Raw genomic sequence first — 15,439 nt, forward strand, 5'->3', positions numbered from 1 at the left:
ATGAAAGAAGAAAAAGGTTTAGACTATGCCAAATCTCAAGTTGAAGAGTTTCACCGAGCATTCCATCACCCAATCTCAGAAAAACCAACATCTATTCCTGAAGATGTTGCTTTGGCCAGAACCATCTGGACGGCTGAAGAGTTAGTTGAATTCTTATATGCAACAGCAGGTGGAAACAAAACAAAATTTTATGGGTTGGTAACAGAGTTAATCCGGGGAATTACTGCTGCAGAATCTAAAGTGATTAAGAAAGGTCCGGTTGAGGATATTCTTGTTGACCAAATGGATGCATTAACTGATGTTAATTACTTTGTTCAAGGATCATTTGTCGTTGCTGGAGTTAAACCACAACCACTCTTTGATATTGTTCAAGACGCAAACATGGCCAAGTTATTTCCGGATGGTAAACCGAGATATGACTTAGGCAATAGTGGAAAGATACTTAAACCGGAAGGTTGGCAACAACCTGAACCAAAGATCAAAGCAGAAATTGAAAATCAAATCAAAAAATCGGAGGAACACTAATATTATGCAGAAGGTAAATTTCAAAAACTTGACTACTACTGAATTAAACGAATTTATTTCCAAAGCAGCAGAAGAACTCACTAAGAGAGCTAATAAGTCACCTAGAGTTATTACTGCTAGAAAGAAAGTTATTGAAGATGCTAAGTCAGACCTTGAAAACTTAAAAGATTCCACTATGTGCGATGGATATGAAGTTGGATCTTATGCTACTGTTCCTGAATACCACATCAATAGAAAAAAACGTGTCGTAACAGTTCTATTAAAAGGTTATAGGTCTGGAAGAATTTACGCAAAAGGTATTGCTAAATGCGATCCGAGAGATACCTTTAATGAGCATATTGGTAAAGCGATCGCTTTATACCGGGCTTTATCTAAAAAAGTTCCTACAAAGTACTTAACAGTTGAAAATCCTGTGGAACCAGAGATTGGAGATATTATTCTCACATCTTATCCGGAATTCGAAAATGAAAGAATTAGAGTTGTGAAAAGCATGAGTGAAGCGATGGCTGATGATGCAGCGATGTTAAGATCACCGGTTGTTAAGAATTTTACGTTTATCGTTGACGATTCAAAATCAGCATAATAGGTCGCTTAGGCGGCCTCATTACTTGGAGGAATACAAATGAAACTTAAATATGTTAAATCCTTATTGGCAGTAGTCGTTACTTTCGGTTTACTGTTGCCACCTACAATATCAGAAGCAGCTGGCTTTAGTGGTGGAAGTGCTAGGGTTTCTTCATCATTTTCTTCATCTAAATCCAGCTTCAGTAGTGGTAGTCGGAGTTCTGGATCATCATATAGTGGAAGTTATAAATCCGGTTATTCTAAACCAAGTTCTAGCTCGAGCTCAGGATCAAGCTCAGGATCAAGCTCAAGTTCGAGGAAATCTAGCTTTAGTTCTAGCTTTAAATCATTCTTTGGTGGATCATCTAAAAAATCTACAAAGTCGGATAAATCAAAATCCAAATCAATTTCTTTAACAAAAAAATCTTCAAATAAAACAAAATCAACACTATCTAAGAAGAGTTCTGTTAAAAAATCATCAGGGTCGTTCTCAGGCGCTACATCAAAGGTAAAAGGAAAAACCTATAGTGGAAGAACCACAAAAGCTTATGTTGGTGGCAGAACCGTTTCTGTTAATCATTACTACAATGCAGGATTTTCTCCTTCAGGTTGGTTTGGATATTATAACGGTTTTACGATGGGAATGTTCATGACAAGCATGATGCACCCCTGGGGTTACACCTATCATCCAGTCGGAGGACCAGGTTATGTTTCCTATGGAGCTTCACCTATTGCCTGGATCGTTGATGTCATCGCTTTGATCATTATTTTAATCATTGTCATTGCTATCATCCGTGCTTACAAATCATCTAAGACTTACAAAAGGAGATTTTGATTATGAGATTAATATTAAATGAGCAAGAAATTGTAGATGGAATTTGTGTTTTTATTTCAAATGACGCAGCCACTTCTCCAGAAGATGTTGAAATAAAAGAACTAACATATAACAATCACAAAGGGTTTATTGCTGAGGTTCGTTATGGACCTTTAAGAAGACAATTTCTTGGAACAACTCAGATCTCGGAAGGCATTATTCAGTTCTTAGAGGAATACCACAACTTCAATCCAGATTTGACGGTTGTAGAGTTGAAATACGATGAAAAATTAGGATTTCATGCTGAAGTCTTGGTAAACGAAGGAGAAGATCAATGCTTTCATTTATTATAACGTTTATTTGCTTCTTTTTATCCTATGGTATTGGATATTTAGACGGAAAATCAGAGGATTAAAGCTAAATTCAGATATAAAATTCAGATTTTATGCTAATTAAAGGGCTCAATAGGAGCTCTTTTTTAGTTGCTCAACTACTATAGATAACGAATCGGAGGAATTAATATGTCTTATTGGGATAGCTATACTGACGTTGAAGTACTTATCGGAAAAACTCTTACTAAAATTGAACAAAAGGGTGTGGGAGAATTAATCTTTCATACCTCGGATGGAGAATCTTATATAATGTATCATGAGCAAGACTGCTGCGAATCAGTCTATTTAGAAGAGATTATTGGTGATTTAGATGATTTAATTGGATCTCCAATAACAATGGCTGAAGAAATTTCTCAAGTTGGTGAATCTGATTGGGGATCAGCAACATGGACCTTCTATAAATTTGCTACAATCAATGGTTATGTAACTCTAAGATGGTTAGGTGAATCTAACGGATATTATTCTGAATCAGTTGATTTCAGAAAGCTGTAAGGGAACTCGAAAGAGTTCTCTTTTTTTGTTTACGTATTCGGTCGATTAGATATAAATACAAAAAATAAATCTGGGGTTAGATATTATTTTAAAAAATAAATAATTTATTATTTATTTTTTGATTTACGTTTCTAAAATCCAAGATATAAAAGATATGTAATAAAAATCACTCACAAATCGGAGGAAATTCTTATGTTAAATGAAATCGAAAAACTCTACGCTTATCTTCAATTTCGCCAAGCTGGTATGGATCAAGATGAAGCTATGCAAGCTATCGGTGATTTAGAATTTCTTATTCTTATGGATCAACTTAAATCAATTCTTGATGAAGTTCAGGAAGAAGTTACAGAGGAATCTGAAGCATCAGAAATTGAAAATCTATTGAAGGAAATTTTCTCGTAACTCATGGGAGTCTTATAAAATAAATAACTCAACTACTATAAAATCGGAGGAAAATTACATGGAAAATAAAGAATTAAGACAACTTCAAAATAATGTTCAAGTAATCGGCACCCTTAAATCAAAAGATTTAGAGGTCAAAACAAGTAAAAAAGGCAATAAGTATATGTCTGGTAACCTGGTTGTTCTTTCAAAATTTGATAACCATGTTCAGGAAATCAAAATTTCAGTGTTTATGATGGAATCATCAAAACTCTTTAAAGGCATTGAAACTGTAAAAAATGAATACAAAACTATTGAAGATGATGGGGCAGATGCAGCCGATCGAATTGAAGTTAATGGAGAACTTACATTAAATGAATACTACAATGCACAGGGAAACCTTGTTCAGTTTAACCAAGTTAAAGGAATCTTCTTTAACCGTTTAGATGAAACAAATGATCGACCAGATAAAGCAATTGCAACGATTGATACAGTTGTTCAAGGATTTGAACCAGTTATTAAGAATGACCTTCCAACTGGAGAATACAAAGTTAAAGGTTTCACTGTTGGTTGGGGAAATGAAGTTATTGAACTTAAAAATACGATTGTTGGTCCAGAACTTGCTGAAGCATTTATGGATTTATACCCTGCAGGTTCTACTGGTCAATTAAACTTCAAGATTAATAACTATGCTGTTGTGGACGAAGTTAAAGAATCAGAAAGCCAAGTTTCACATGGCTTTGGATCTACTGAAAAAGCAGAAGTTCGTCAGGTAACGAACTATGTAAACAATATTGAAGTAATCGGTGGAGAAATTCCTTACTTTGGTGATAAAGCTTATACAGAAGAAGAAATTGAAACAGCTCTTCAAATCCGCAAACTTAAGCTTCAGGAGCTTTCTCAACCAGCTGAAGATACACCACCAAGTGGTTTTGGTTCGAACGGAAATGATCTTCCTCCTGGATCTCTGCCAACTGGAATGGAACCACCACAAGATGATAACCCATTTAGTGATGCTCCAAATACAGATGATATGCCAGATTTTTAATATTTTAATCAGGCCAATGAGAAGAAATTCTCGTTGGCTTCTCTTTGAACAAATATGAGACGAGGTTGATAAAAATGAAACTATACTTAGCTAACGGTTTATTTGGAATCGCAGACCGAAATTTTAACGATACATTAGCAGCAAAAATCAGAGAAGAAATCCCTGAACTTGAGGTATATCTCCCACAAGAGAATGTTGTTGTTAATGATAAAAAAGCAAGTGCAACAAGTACACAAATCGCCGATGCTGATACAGAACACCTCCTATCAAGTGATATTTTAGTTGCCGTTTTAGATGGGGTAGAAATTGATTCTGGTGTTGCTGCAGAGATTGGAATTTTCTCAACAACTGGACGACCTATCCTTGGTTTGTATACTGATGTTCGGCAGTTAGGAAATGACAATGCTAAAAAGGTTCTAACATTAGTTGATGATATTACCGAAAACCAATTCCAATATCGTAATCTTTATGTTATTGGCTTGATCAAGAAAACAAATGGTGGAATATTCTCTACTGTAGATGATTTAGTAGCTGCTTTAAAAAAGAAAACTGATGAATTAAAAAAATCAGTTGAAAAAGAGGTGGCTCCCCAATGATAAACTTTCTATTGAATTGGCTGCCAGTACTAGGAACGGTGTTCCTGACAATTTGTTACCTACCTCAAATAAGAAAAACGTATGTAATAAAAGACGTAAATGGTATGAGCGTATTATTCTGGCTTTCTCTAAATGTCGCTTTGATCTTTATGCTCGTTAATGCCATTATGATCTTTATCAAGTTCGGTACATGGGGGACTATGATTACTGAAGCCTTAAATGAAGCTCTTGCTTTAATTATGTTGATCATGGTTCTGAAATATAGAAAAAACTCTTCATATGTTGTTCCCCAGGCATTAATTACAGCTGAATGGTTAAAGCAAAAGTTTAATGAAGAAAACGACAAGAGACAAGGATAATTCCTTGTTTCTTTTTTGTGCTTTAATTTACGTTTTTCACTATCCAGATAGAATACAAAAGGACTTGAAAGAAGACGGAGGTTAATAGATGAAAAATTCTTATAAAGTTGGTGATAAAGCAATTATAATCAGACAATTTTGTGGCCATGAATTTGAGATAGGTGAGATTGTTACCATCTTACATGATGCTGGTCATTCTGATTTTTTCCAAGCAAGTGATGGGAAAAATACCTGGTACGTTTCAATCAACGAGCTTTATCCATATGAATTGATAAAGAAAAAATACAGGAAGAATAAAAAAACACCGGCAAAATTTATTAATTAATTTACGTTTTCCAAGCACCAGATATAAATAAAAAGTAATCACATTAAACAAATCGGAGGAACTCAACTATGGCAATTAACTTATTAAATTTAGAGCCGATTAAGGCAAGTACGGATTTAGCATCCTACACTTCATTTATTTATGGTGTTCCTAAAATCGGTAAAACATCTTTTGTTCATAAGCTCTATGGAGATCGAGTTTTATTTATCGCCACAGAAAAACGGCATAAAGTGCTTGTTGGTGCCAATGTTCAGTACGTTTCAAACTGGATTGAATATCTTCAAGTTTTAGCTCAGCTGCAGAACAAAAAAATTAAAGAACGATACGATGTTGTTTGCATTGATACGGTAGAAAACCTTTACGCAATGCTTGAAACATATATCCTTTCAAAGTATGACAAAACAGAGTTCGGCCAGGTTGAATGGGGAAAAGACTGGGTTGATCTTAAAAATGATTGGAAGAAAAATCTTCAGCAAATTGAACGACTAGGCTACACTCCTGTGTTTATTGCTCACGCAACTCAAGTCACAACTAAGATTCCTGTTTCAGGTGTCCTTCAAGAACAGGTAAACGACACTATGACTCTTGTAACTGATAAAAAGACCAAAGAACAATACTATCAATTTGAAAAGTATGTTCCAGATCTAAAAGATAAAGTCATGGCTCCAATCAACAAAATGGTTGATAACATCTTGTTCATGACAGTTACAACTGATGAACACATGAATGAACATCGTGTAATACATCTTCGAGAAACACTTCAATGGCAAGCCGGTTCAACATTTGAAGGTATTGCTCCAGTAATTCCTTTGGATGCTGAAGCATATAAAAAAGCCGTTACTGATGCAATTAATCTAATTGATCCTTCTCAATTGAAAGAAGAAAAAGAATCAGTTGGATTACAAGAAGAACAGCTGGATTATGATGCTCTGATGCAAGAAGCTCGTGAGCTTGGTGTTCAGTTCCATAAAGCAAATCGTATGGATGAAGTTAATAGAATTGTAGATGAAGTATTTGGAGCCGGCAATAAGTTAACCGATGCTTCCAAAGAACAAGTTCAGCCGTTATTCGTTGCAATTCAAAAAATGAAAGAAATTCTTTAATAATTGGCGAGGGGATGATTATGTCGTCCTCTCTTGCTTTAACTCAACTACTGCAAGAAAGGAAATAGGTTATGACAGTTGTAATTAAAGACAAGAATAAAAAACGTGAACGACGAATGGAATTTGATAGAGAAAGATTGATTTCATTTATTAAACGTGGATTCGAAAATATTGAGGTTAATCCAACCACAAAAGAGAGTTACATTTCTAAAGTGGTCCGGACAATCGAGAGAAGAGAAGAAATCGAATCAAAAGATATTACGAAAATTCTCATTCAAAATGCTTTGGTTCTTACAAATGACATTAAGAATGATTCTGGATACGTGTCGCCTGATTACCTTGTAAACACTAACTGGAATAGATTTGCCCGTTATGTAAAGCTCCAAGAGTTATATAAAAGAGCTTCTAAAAATAGATCTTATGATTCAAAAGAGAAGTATGGTGATTTCTATGGTCTTATCGTGACTCTCACCGAAAAAGGCTTGTATACTCCCGATATTCTTGCTAATTACACGCGAGAAGAATTAGTTAAGGCCGGAAATTCAATTGTTCCCGAACGTGATGAATTATTTGATTTTGCAGGGCTTCATTCACTATCTGGTCGCTATTGTGTTAAAGACTTTGACAAATCAGTTTATGAATTGCCACAAGAAAGATTTATGATTGCTGCCCTTCACCTGATGATGCCAGAGGAAAAAGACCGAGTGGAGAAAGCAATTGAACTATACTGGGCGCTTTCTAACCTTTACCTTACACTTGCTACTCCAACTTTAATGAATGCTGGCCGTGTTACCGGTGGTTTATCAAGTTGTTTTGTTCTAACAACTGAAGACTCACTTCGTGGAATTTTTGATGATAACACTGATGTTTCTACGTTCTCTAAAAATGGTGCCGGTATTGGTATTTATTTTGGAAAATTACGAGCAACTGGATCAGATATTCGAGGACATAAAGGCGCTGCCAGTGGAATACTAGGATGGATTAAACAACTTGATAACACGGCCGTTTCCGTTGATCAGTTAGGACAAAGACCTGGAGCCGTTGCTGTGTATCTAGATATATGGCACAAAGATATTGAAGACTTCATAGATCTTCGTCTCAATACTGGTGATAAATCAAAACGAGCTTACAACGTTTTCACTGGTCTTTGTATTCCGGATGAATTTATGAGACAAGTTGAAAAACGTGGTGACTTCTATCTTTTTGATCCTCATGAGATCAAACAAAAGATGGGATTCAGTCTTGAAGACTTCTACGATAAGAAAAAACTTGGTGAAAAAGAAACACCAAATCCAATTGATCATGCTTGGACTTACCACTATTACTTATGCGTTGATAATAACAATTTAGATAAGAGACGTGTACCAGCAATTGAATTGAAAAAGAGATACATGAAGGCTCAATTAGAAACTGGAATTCCATATATGTTTTATCGTGACACGGTTAACCGTAATAATCCAAACTCTCATTCAGGAATGATCTATTCTTCTAACTTGTGTTCTGAAATCGCTCAAAATATGTCACCTTCGTTTGTAACTCAAGAGACGATTAATTGGGAAACAGGAGAAGTAATCATTCATAAACAAATTGGTGATCTAGTAACATGCAACCTCAGTTCCTTGGTTGTTAATAGAACAGAAAAAGATGGAGTAACAGAGAGAGTTATCAAAATTCAAATGAGAGCCCTTGATAACGTTATTTCTCTCTTAAAGGTCCCTGTTCCTCAAGCTCAATACACAAATATGAAGTATCGTGCTGTTGGGGCAGGAGAACAAGGTATTGCTGCTTTATTAGCTCAAGAAGGAATCATGTGGGATTCAGAACAGGCTATTGAATATATCTCCAAACTTGAAGAAAAAATCATGTTGAATTGCATTAAAGCTTCAGCTTTATTAGGAAAAGAAAAAGGTAGCTATCCTGTTTTTGAAGGTTCGAAATGGCAAACTGGAGAATGGTTTGAAGAACGTGATTTAAACTCTCCCGAGTGGTTGGAAGTTAAAGAATTGGCTTCTAAGTACATGAGAAATGGATACCTAAGAGCTATTGCCCCGACTGGTGGAACATCAGTTATTGCTGGATCAACTCCAGGAATCGACCCAATCTTTGATGTTATCTACTTTGAACGAAAAAAAGACTTCCACCTTCCTATTTTGGTTCCGGAATTAAATCAAAAAACATGGTTCTTCTACAAACCAACTATGAAAATGGAATACGAAAATGAAAAACAATTAGCTCACCTTTGGGCTATTAAACACAACGCTGCTCGTCAAAAGTTTGTAGACCAAGCTATTTCTCATAACTTCTATATTCCTCAGGACATTAAGGCTAAGAATTTCTATAAGCTTCATATGGAAAACTGGAAAGCCGGTGTGAAAACTTCTTACTACACTCGATCTTGGGATCAAAAACATGAAAGTTCATGCCTGGCATGTTCAGCTTAATATATTAAAGAAGTGGGGGCGAAAGCTCCCTTTTTTGATTTACGTTTTTAATACTCCAGATATAAATATTAAGAGATTTTTATGAATACGGAGGAACGCTTATATGGAACAATTGACGAAACAAGTGAGAGTTTTTAACGAGAATTTACCTAACAAAGGCGAGAGAATGTTCGATGATGTAAGTGGTATTCTCTTCTGGGATGACATTATTAATCAAGTCTACTACGAACTTATTAAAGAAATGAGAGAAGTATTCTGGATTCCGGATGAAGTATCCATGAGTAAGGATAAAGTACAGTGGGCTACTGAAATGAACGAAATGGAACAAGAGTTGTTTTTAAATGCTATCGGAATTTTGGCTGTACTCGATTCTATTGCTACATATTTTGATAATGTTGCTGCATATTATATTAGAGATTCTGCAATTAAAGCCCTTATGGCTTTTGTAGCTGCAATGGAAACAATTCATAACGAATCTTACACATATATTCTAAGTTCGGTTAGCTCTAAAGCTGTCTCTTTAGATGTATTTGAACGACCAAAAAAGAACGAATTCATGATTAGAAGAAACAAGCTAATGATGGATCTGTTTGATGAGTTCATCCAAAATCCTACTCCGGAGACTTTTGCAAAAGGATTGGTTGCAATGAGTGGCCTAGAAGGTTTATGTTTCGTAAATGGATTTACACCGTTCTATCATTTTAATAGAAACGGAAAAATGTTTGGGACCGGAACTGTTATTCAGTATATTCAACGTGATGAAATGAAGCACTCTTACTTCCAAACAATCTTGGTACGTGACATTCTAACTCAATATCCTGAACTTAATACTGAAGAGTTTTCTGAGTTTGTATATGATTTCTTCACTAAACTTGTACAACTTGAAAGAGAGTTCTGTGAGGATCTTTATAAGAACACTCCTGATATTGATATTGTAGAAGTAAAAGAGTACATCGGGTACCGGGCGAATTTAATTCTAGACAACCTCGGACTCGACCAAATATTCGCAGCAAAGAAAAATCCTATGCCTTGGATAACAGCCTTCGATCCCGATAACTTGAATAACACAAAAAGAGATTTCTTTGAGGATAAAGAAGTAAACTATGGCAAAGCGAATGAGCAAAAGAATGATTGGGATGACCTATGATATGGGGTATCTTCCAATTATTCTTGCTTCAAATACGGGTAATACTAGAACCTTTATTTCGTTTATTCAAGAGCACACTAAAAGGGATCTTCAAGTCATTGAAGACTTTAACAATCCTTTCCCTAATAACAACCGTTTGGCTATTGGCTCATATACTTGGGGTAACGGAAAAATACCTAAGAGACTCAAAGAATATCTTATTGAAAACCATTTACAGCTTTATGGAAAAGAAATTTTTATATTTGGGAGTGGTAATTCAGTTTATCCTAAATTCTGTGGGGCAGTTGAAGGAATAAAGAAAATTTGTTTGGATTGTGGCGCTGATGTCATAGCTGCTTTTAAATTTGAACAGCGATTCAATCAACAAAAATTAACTGAACAAGAATTATATAATTTAATAGGCAGCATCAAATATTGGAGTCGTTAACGGCTCCTTTTTTATTTAATTTTTTATTGAAGTAATTTACGTTTTCATTCGGCCAGATAAAATAATAAAGATTTTCAGAAGGGAGAGCTAATTATGTTTATTATTCACCTTTTACTTTTACTTATTTATTTAGCCATTCCTAGTGTATTGATTCAGTTTGGCATATCACGAATCTTCAATTACGAGATTGATTTCTGGGGTCTTTACTTTATCTTTATTGCACTATATTTCTTAAGAAGTGTGTTTAAAGAATGACTAGAGGAAATATTATCTTTGTAAGAAGAAAAGGTATCCTTTCTAAACTGATTAGGTTATTTGATCATCGAGGAAAGTTTAGTCATGTGGCCATTACTGTATCTGATACTGAAATTCTTGAAGCCGATATAAATATTGTTTCAAGAGTTAAAAAGTTTAATTCCAAAGAATATTCTTATTATGAGATTCTTGATTTAGGATTGAGTTCAGAACAACAGGAAAAAGTTGTTGAGATTAGCAAAGCGTATATAGGCAAGAAATATGACTATGCACAAATTTTTGGTTATATCATTAAAAACCTATTCCACCTCAAAGGAAAGAATTTATTCAACAATCCCAACAATTTAATTTGCTCGGAGTTAGTGTTTAATGTTCTAGATCACCTTGGAATTACTAATGATCTTGGGATCACCGGTGAGGTAAGAGGAATTGATCTAACTCCAAATGAACTATATGATCTCCTCAAATATTTATCTAAAAGCATTGAAACGAGCCAAACCTAAAAAGTTTGGCTTTTTAAATACGAACATATGTACGTTATATTCCAGATATTGTATAATTTAAATGTAAGAGATAAATAACTTTAAGGAGAGAGACACAAATGCTCAACTACGCAACTTTAAAGCCAGGAGAATTGATTAATTTTAAGGAGGGCGAGGGCAGCACTTATGATCTTCTAAAGAAAGAAATCCAAGGAACTCTTGCTTTGACAAGCATTGAGGAGTTAGACGTGTGGTACGACGATGGATTTCTTTTAAAGGAAGAGCCCTCAATGCCATCCCTTATTATAAAAAACACCCCAAATCCATCTATCACCGATTGGGATGTAGTGATCTGTGGGAATATTATGTTTGCTTCAAGTAATGAAGACGGAGATACAATCAGTCTTACCGAGGAAGCCACAAAGATATTAAGCAAGTTTAAACTGGCTTTGTTAGGAACCAACCCTGTTTGGGTTTATCACAATTATGAAGTGAAACAGTCATAATTCAACTTTAATCGACTGATTTAACCTAAGAAAATAGCAATCTCTTGCTATGATTCTACCGACCCCATCTTATGAGAATCATAGCAGTGTATGTATGCTATATGGTTATGACAAAAATCTCGACATTATTCCGATGTCGGGGTTTTTAATTATAAAATACTTATTTTATAATTAAATAAACATAACCAGAATCGAGGAAAAATGGATATGTATGGTCATGAGCTATGAAAAATTAGAGAAGGAGAACATTTATGAAGTCATTAGAAAAATGGTTTGTTTATGAGTATGAACATATAGATTATTTAGATATGATAGAGCCTATACCTATGGAGAAACCAAATGGGGAAGAATTGATAGCTGAATTAAAGAAAATATTTAAAAATGAGGGATGGGAAGGCGATGGAGAAATCGGGGCTATATGGTTACCTCCTTTCTTATTTTACAATAATTATAACGTTAGTAGCCATGGCCATTGGGTTTATCATGTAAAACAACAAAATAATGGCACGTCATTTATTGCGTCAAGGTTACTCCTTCCCTTTTTGCCGTTCTTAAAGCAGAATACTTTAAAATACACCAAACAAAAACAAAAGTTGCCTATACCTGAAAATATAAGTGATCCCAAGAATTCCGAAGGACGTAATATAATTCAGGATACAGTGGATGATTTCAAGAAGGATATCAACTCTTACAAAGTTAATATTGAAAAAGAATTAAAAGCAATTGATGAAATTTCAAACCAAAAAATAAAAGAAGAAATCGCAGAAAAAATACTTGGTTACAATCAATGTATGTTAATTCAACTTTTGCATGATTTTATGGACAATTGTTATTTCGAGCTGTTAAGAGAAGTATTAGAGAATGGTAACAAAAGCAAACTGAAGTTATCAAAGAAAAGCATCAAATTAGATTTTAATAAACATGTTTATGAGGATATGGATGGAGATGATTGGCTAACAATCAATAATATTATTAGTGATGTTTGGGATGATTACAAACGAACCGGTTTTACAGATAAATTATCTAGACTAACAAAACCTTTAGATTATGAAATGAGTAGGCTAAGTAAACAAGATAAAGAGTTAAGAAACGAAATAATAAAGCATACAATCATTAGGAATTGTATACAACATCATAATTGGCAATTAGACGAGGACTCATTAAAACATAACTTGAAGAATACTGATTTAATTGAAGTAGTAACTGATGGGAGTACAATGAAAAAAATACGCATACGAGATCGAATTAGGCTTTCCAAAACAGAGTTATATAAACTTATAGACAATCTCGATTTATTTGCTGAAACATTATCATCATATGTTGATAAAAAAGTTAAAACTAGGTATTAATAAATTAGACGGCCAATATATGGCCGTCTTTTTTGTTACATAATTTACGTTTCAAGCGACCCGGATATAATAACAAAAATATAAAGGAGCGTTTGAAATGAGCAACAGATTAGTTAAATGCTACGGAACATGTGGACAAAAACATCCCCAATCTGTTATGCAAAAATTCAAAAGCAAAAACTACTGCCCTGCATGTTATAAGCAAAAAGTTAAAGAAGTCGAAGATCGAGAGAACCTTTATAACAAGTGCAAAGAAGTCTTTGGTATCTCTTTTCCTACAGGTTTAATGCTTAGGCAAATCAAACAGTTTAAAGAGGAACGAGGGTACACTTATAAGAATATAGGCTTCGCTCTTGATTACATAGTAAGGATCAAAAAAATACAGCTGGAAACAAAGTATGGTTTAGCTCTTATCCCCCACTATTATGATGAAATGATTGACTACTATAAAGATCTCAAAAGAAGAAGAGAGAATATGGTGGTTAAAAAAATAGAAACCCAAAAGGTTCAAATAAAGCCACCCTCCCTGTCTCAAAACAGATATAGAGACAAGAAATTAATAAACATGGAGGATTTATTGAAATGACAGAAGTTAACTCAACTACTGATAATGTAATGAAAGCTTTAAACCCTACTCGTGCGGTCTATTCTGTTATCGGTTCTCTTTGTAAGAACCCTCATCTTTTAAGAGATTCCGAGATTATCATAACAGAAAAAGACTTTGCTCATGAATTTCACCAAATTGTGTTTTCTTCGATATATAATATCGCTTACTCAAATTATAAAGTCACTAAGATCGATGAAATTGACCTCGATAATTACCTAGCTTCTTTTCCTCAGCACTATAAGATCTGGGAAAAAAATGATGGTTTATCTTATATAAGAAAATCAATAGCTCATGCAAATGAAAATACCTTTAAAAGCAGCTATGATCGACTGAAAAAGATTTCTTTATTAAGACACTACGTATTAAATGGAATTGATGTGTCAGACCTTTATGATTGGAAGTCTACTGACTTAAAGGTTCGGAATGATGGAATGAAAAAAATAGACAACATGACTGTTAATGAAATAATCGACCATTACACAATTAAGTTGACTAAGATTAAAGATGAATTTAATATCGGCCAAGAGACAAAAAGCTTTATGGCCGGTGATGACTTGGATACTCTTCTAGATGAGTTAGACGAAGATCCCGAGTACGGGAACCCATTCACGAACAAGTTCTATAACACAATATTCCGTGGAAAACGGAAAACAAAGCTTATGCTGCGTTCAGCTGGTACGGGTACTGGTAAAACTCGTCAAGCATTAGCTGATATGTGTAATGCTTCGTGTGACGAAATTTTTGATATTGACCAAAACAAATATGTAAGCAATGGCCCATCAATCCCTACTCTATTCATATCAACAGAGCTTGTAAAAAGAGAAGTTCAAACAATTATGCTTGCTTTCATTTCTGGAGTCGATGAAGACGTAATCAAAGATGGCAAGTATTCTGAAGTAGTTTTAAGAAGGCTCAAAAAAGCAATCGAAATTTTAAAGAGGGCCCCTATCTTCTGTGAATATGTAAATGATTTCTCAATTTCAGATATTGAAACAATTATTGAACGACATATTATTGAAAACAATATTCAAGAGTGTGCCTTCGACTATATTCAAATGACCCCGAAACTCTCCAGAACAATGGCAAGCGCATTTGGGAATCATCTTCGGGAAGACCAGATTCTTCATCAGTTTTCATCATCATTAAAGATTCTTGCTGAGAAGTACGATATTTTTATTGCTTCTTCGACTCAGTTAAACAGAGGTTCGAAGGAGATTGAAAATAGAGACCCTTCGGCTCTTCGTGGTGGACAAGCCACGGCAGATAAAGTCGACTTTGGCATTCTTACATTTAGGGCGGGAGCTTCAGATCACCATAATCTAAAGCATATTTTGCAATCCGGTTTTACTAACAAAAAACCAAACTACTCTCATTGGGTTTATAAAAATCGTGGAGGAAAGTACAGTAACGTAATTATCTGGACTTACATGAATTTAGGAACTATGAGAGAAGAACCATTATTCGTTACAGACTACGATTTTAATTTGCTAGATGTTCACCCAATGGATATTGAATATGCTATCGAAGCAACTGAAGATTCGGCTGAAGAAGTGCCTGTTTTTTAAGAGAAGATAATTCTTCTCTTTTTTACGTTTTTATTTAGTCAGATAAAATAACTTAAACAGG

General features: G+C 34.6%; 19 protein-coding genes. All 19 read left to right on the plus strand.

Annotated features, from left to right (window positions below; genetic code table 11):
* The 19 genes from KXZ66_RS21630 to KXZ66_RS21720 all read left to right on the plus strand — a co-directional run bounded on the left by KXZ66_RS21630 (position 1) and on the right by KXZ66_RS21720 (position 15,378).
* On the plus strand, positions 1–525 hold the full coding sequence (locus tag KXZ66_RS21630) for a pyrophosphohydrolase domain-containing protein (RefSeq protein WP_043940303.1): 525 nt from the start codon (positions 1–3) through the stop codon (positions 523–525).
* A 4-nt stretch (positions 526–529) separates the two neighbouring features.
* Complete coding sequence (locus KXZ66_RS21635) at positions 530–1,108, plus strand: hypothetical protein (protein ID WP_043940304.1); 579 nt, start codon at positions 530–532, stop codon at positions 1,106–1,108.
* Positions 1,109–1,147: 39 nt separating this feature from the next.
* A complete protein-coding gene (locus KXZ66_RS21640; RefSeq protein ID WP_043940305.1) occupies positions 1,148–1,924 on the plus strand; it encodes a hypothetical protein in 777 nt (258 codons plus the stop codon).
* Positions 1,925–1,926: 2 nt separating this feature from the next.
* Positions 1,927–2,256: a DUF2653 family protein gene (locus KXZ66_RS21645; RefSeq protein ID WP_043940306.1), complete on the plus strand. Its 330-nt coding sequence runs from the start codon at positions 1,927–1,929 to the stop codon at positions 2,254–2,256.
* A gap of 168 nt (positions 2,257–2,424) precedes the next feature.
* Complete coding sequence (locus KXZ66_RS21650; RefSeq protein ID WP_043940307.1) at positions 2,425–2,787, plus strand: DUF7448 domain-containing protein; 363 nt, start codon at positions 2,425–2,427, stop codon at positions 2,785–2,787.
* Between the two features lie 192 nt (positions 2,788–2,979).
* The gene (locus KXZ66_RS21655) at positions 2,980–3,189 is read left to right on the plus strand and encodes a hypothetical protein (protein WP_043940308.1); all 210 of its coding nucleotides are present in this window, start codon (positions 2,980–2,982) and stop codon (positions 3,187–3,189) included.
* Between the two features lie 58 nt (positions 3,190–3,247).
* Positions 3,248–4,216, plus strand: coding sequence for a hypothetical protein (locus KXZ66_RS22745; RefSeq protein ID WP_052500197.1), 969 nt, complete (start codon positions 3,248–3,250; stop codon positions 4,214–4,216).
* Positions 4,217–4,290: 74 nt separating this feature from the next.
* Complete coding sequence (locus tag KXZ66_RS21665; RefSeq protein WP_043940309.1) at positions 4,291–4,812, plus strand: nucleoside 2-deoxyribosyltransferase; 522 nt, start codon at positions 4,291–4,293, stop codon at positions 4,810–4,812.
* Complete coding sequence (locus tag KXZ66_RS21670) at positions 4,809–5,171, plus strand: PQ-loop domain-containing transporter (RefSeq protein ID WP_013603306.1); 363 nt, start codon at positions 4,809–4,811, stop codon at positions 5,169–5,171. Before KXZ66_RS21665 ends, KXZ66_RS21670 begins: the two co-directional genes overlap by 4 nt.
* Positions 5,172–5,259: 88 nt before the next feature.
* Complete coding sequence (locus KXZ66_RS21675) at positions 5,260–5,496, plus strand: hypothetical protein (protein WP_043940310.1); 237 nt, start codon at positions 5,260–5,262, stop codon at positions 5,494–5,496.
* 68 nt (positions 5,497–5,564) lie between these two features.
* Complete coding sequence (locus tag KXZ66_RS21680; protein ID WP_009968592.1) at positions 5,565–6,599, plus strand: AAA family ATPase; 1,035 nt, start codon at positions 5,565–5,567, stop codon at positions 6,597–6,599.
* Positions 6,600–6,670: 71 nt separating this feature from the next.
* Complete coding sequence (locus KXZ66_RS21685; RefSeq protein ID WP_013603309.1) at positions 6,671–9,040, plus strand: ribonucleoside-diphosphate reductase subunit alpha; 2,370 nt, start codon at positions 6,671–6,673, stop codon at positions 9,038–9,040.
* 103 nt (positions 9,041–9,143) lie between these two features.
* Positions 9,144–10,187, plus strand: coding sequence for a ribonucleotide-diphosphate reductase subunit beta (locus tag KXZ66_RS21690; RefSeq protein ID WP_043940311.1), 1,044 nt, complete (start codon positions 9,144–9,146; stop codon positions 10,185–10,187).
* Entirely contained in the window at positions 10,144–10,614 is a 471-nt protein-coding gene (locus KXZ66_RS21695; RefSeq protein ID WP_231573543.1) for a flavodoxin domain-containing protein, read from the plus strand. The genes KXZ66_RS21690 and KXZ66_RS21695 overlap by 44 nt, the downstream gene beginning before the upstream one ends.
* 251 nt (positions 10,615–10,865) lie before the next feature.
* A complete protein-coding gene (locus KXZ66_RS21700; RefSeq protein WP_043940313.1) occupies positions 10,866–11,372 on the plus strand; it encodes a YiiX/YebB-like N1pC/P60 family cysteine hydrolase in 507 nt (168 codons plus the stop codon).
* 98 nt (positions 11,373–11,470) lie between these two features.
* Complete coding sequence (locus KXZ66_RS21705) at positions 11,471–11,857, plus strand: DUF3846 domain-containing protein (protein WP_043940314.1); 387 nt, start codon at positions 11,471–11,473, stop codon at positions 11,855–11,857.
* Positions 11,858–12,108: 251 nt separating this feature from the next.
* Positions 12,109–13,206, plus strand: a complete 1,098-nt coding sequence (locus tag KXZ66_RS21710; RefSeq protein WP_106074228.1) for a hypothetical protein — start codon at positions 12,109–12,111, stop codon at positions 13,204–13,206.
* 97 nt (positions 13,207–13,303) lie between these two features.
* Positions 13,304–13,792 (plus strand): hypothetical protein, encoded by a 489-nt coding sequence (locus tag KXZ66_RS21715; RefSeq protein WP_106074227.1) that lies wholly within the window; start codon positions 13,304–13,306, stop codon positions 13,790–13,792.
* Positions 13,789–15,378, plus strand: a complete 1,590-nt coding sequence (locus KXZ66_RS21720; protein ID WP_106074226.1) for a DnaB-like helicase C-terminal domain-containing protein — start codon at positions 13,789–13,791, stop codon at positions 15,376–15,378. Before KXZ66_RS21715 ends, KXZ66_RS21720 begins: the two co-directional genes overlap by 4 nt.
* Positions 15,379–15,439 lie beyond the last annotated feature (61 nt).

The sequence above is a fragment of the Bacillus sp. LJBS17 genome, from assembly GCF_019334685.1.
GTDB lineage: Bacteria > Bacillota > Bacilli > Bacillales > Bacillaceae > Bacillus > Bacillus subtilis.

Bases quoted from the DNA above. Each gene is read 5' to 3' on its own strand.
- KXZ66_RS21630 (WP_043940303.1), top strand. From the start codon at position 1: ATGAAAGAAGAAAAAGGTTTAGACTATGCCAAATCTCAAGTTGAAGAG.
- KXZ66_RS21635 (WP_043940304.1), top strand. From the start codon at position 530: ATGCAGAAGGTAAATTTCAAAAACTTGACTACTACTGAATTAAACGAA.
- KXZ66_RS21640 (WP_043940305.1), top strand. From the start codon at position 1,148: ATGAAACTTAAATATGTTAAATCCTTATTGGCAGTAGTCGTTACTTTC.
- KXZ66_RS21645 (WP_043940306.1), top strand. From the start codon at position 1,927: ATGAGATTAATATTAAATGAGCAAGAAATTGTAGATGGAATTTGTGTT.
- KXZ66_RS21650 (WP_043940307.1), top strand. From the start codon at position 2,425: ATGTCTTATTGGGATAGCTATACTGACGTTGAAGTACTTATCGGAAAA.
- KXZ66_RS21655 (WP_043940308.1), top strand. From the start codon at position 2,980: ATGTTAAATGAAATCGAAAAACTCTACGCTTATCTTCAATTTCGCCAA.
- KXZ66_RS22745 (WP_052500197.1), top strand. From the start codon at position 3,248: ATGGAAAATAAAGAATTAAGACAACTTCAAAATAATGTTCAAGTAATC.
- KXZ66_RS21665 (WP_043940309.1), top strand. From the start codon at position 4,291: ATGAAACTATACTTAGCTAACGGTTTATTTGGAATCGCAGACCGAAAT.
- KXZ66_RS21670 (WP_013603306.1), top strand. From the start codon at position 4,809: ATGATAAACTTTCTATTGAATTGGCTGCCAGTACTAGGAACGGTGTTC.
- KXZ66_RS21675 (WP_043940310.1), top strand. From the start codon at position 5,260: ATGAAAAATTCTTATAAAGTTGGTGATAAAGCAATTATAATCAGACAA.
- KXZ66_RS21680 (WP_009968592.1), top strand. From the start codon at position 5,565: ATGGCAATTAACTTATTAAATTTAGAGCCGATTAAGGCAAGTACGGAT.
- KXZ66_RS21685 (WP_013603309.1), top strand. From the start codon at position 6,671: ATGACAGTTGTAATTAAAGACAAGAATAAAAAACGTGAACGACGAATG.
- KXZ66_RS21690 (WP_043940311.1), top strand. From the start codon at position 9,144: ATGGAACAATTGACGAAACAAGTGAGAGTTTTTAACGAGAATTTACCT.
- KXZ66_RS21695 (WP_231573543.1), top strand. From the start codon at position 10,144: ATGGCAAAGCGAATGAGCAAAAGAATGATTGGGATGACCTATGATATG.
- KXZ66_RS21700 (WP_043940313.1), top strand. From the start codon at position 10,866: ATGACTAGAGGAAATATTATCTTTGTAAGAAGAAAAGGTATCCTTTCT.
- KXZ66_RS21705 (WP_043940314.1), top strand. From the start codon at position 11,471: ATGCTCAACTACGCAACTTTAAAGCCAGGAGAATTGATTAATTTTAAG.
- KXZ66_RS21710 (WP_106074228.1), top strand. From the start codon at position 12,109: ATGAAGTCATTAGAAAAATGGTTTGTTTATGAGTATGAACATATAGAT.
- KXZ66_RS21715 (WP_106074227.1), top strand. From the start codon at position 13,304: ATGAGCAACAGATTAGTTAAATGCTACGGAACATGTGGACAAAAACAT.
- KXZ66_RS21720 (WP_106074226.1), top strand. From the start codon at position 13,789: ATGACAGAAGTTAACTCAACTACTGATAATGTAATGAAAGCTTTAAAC.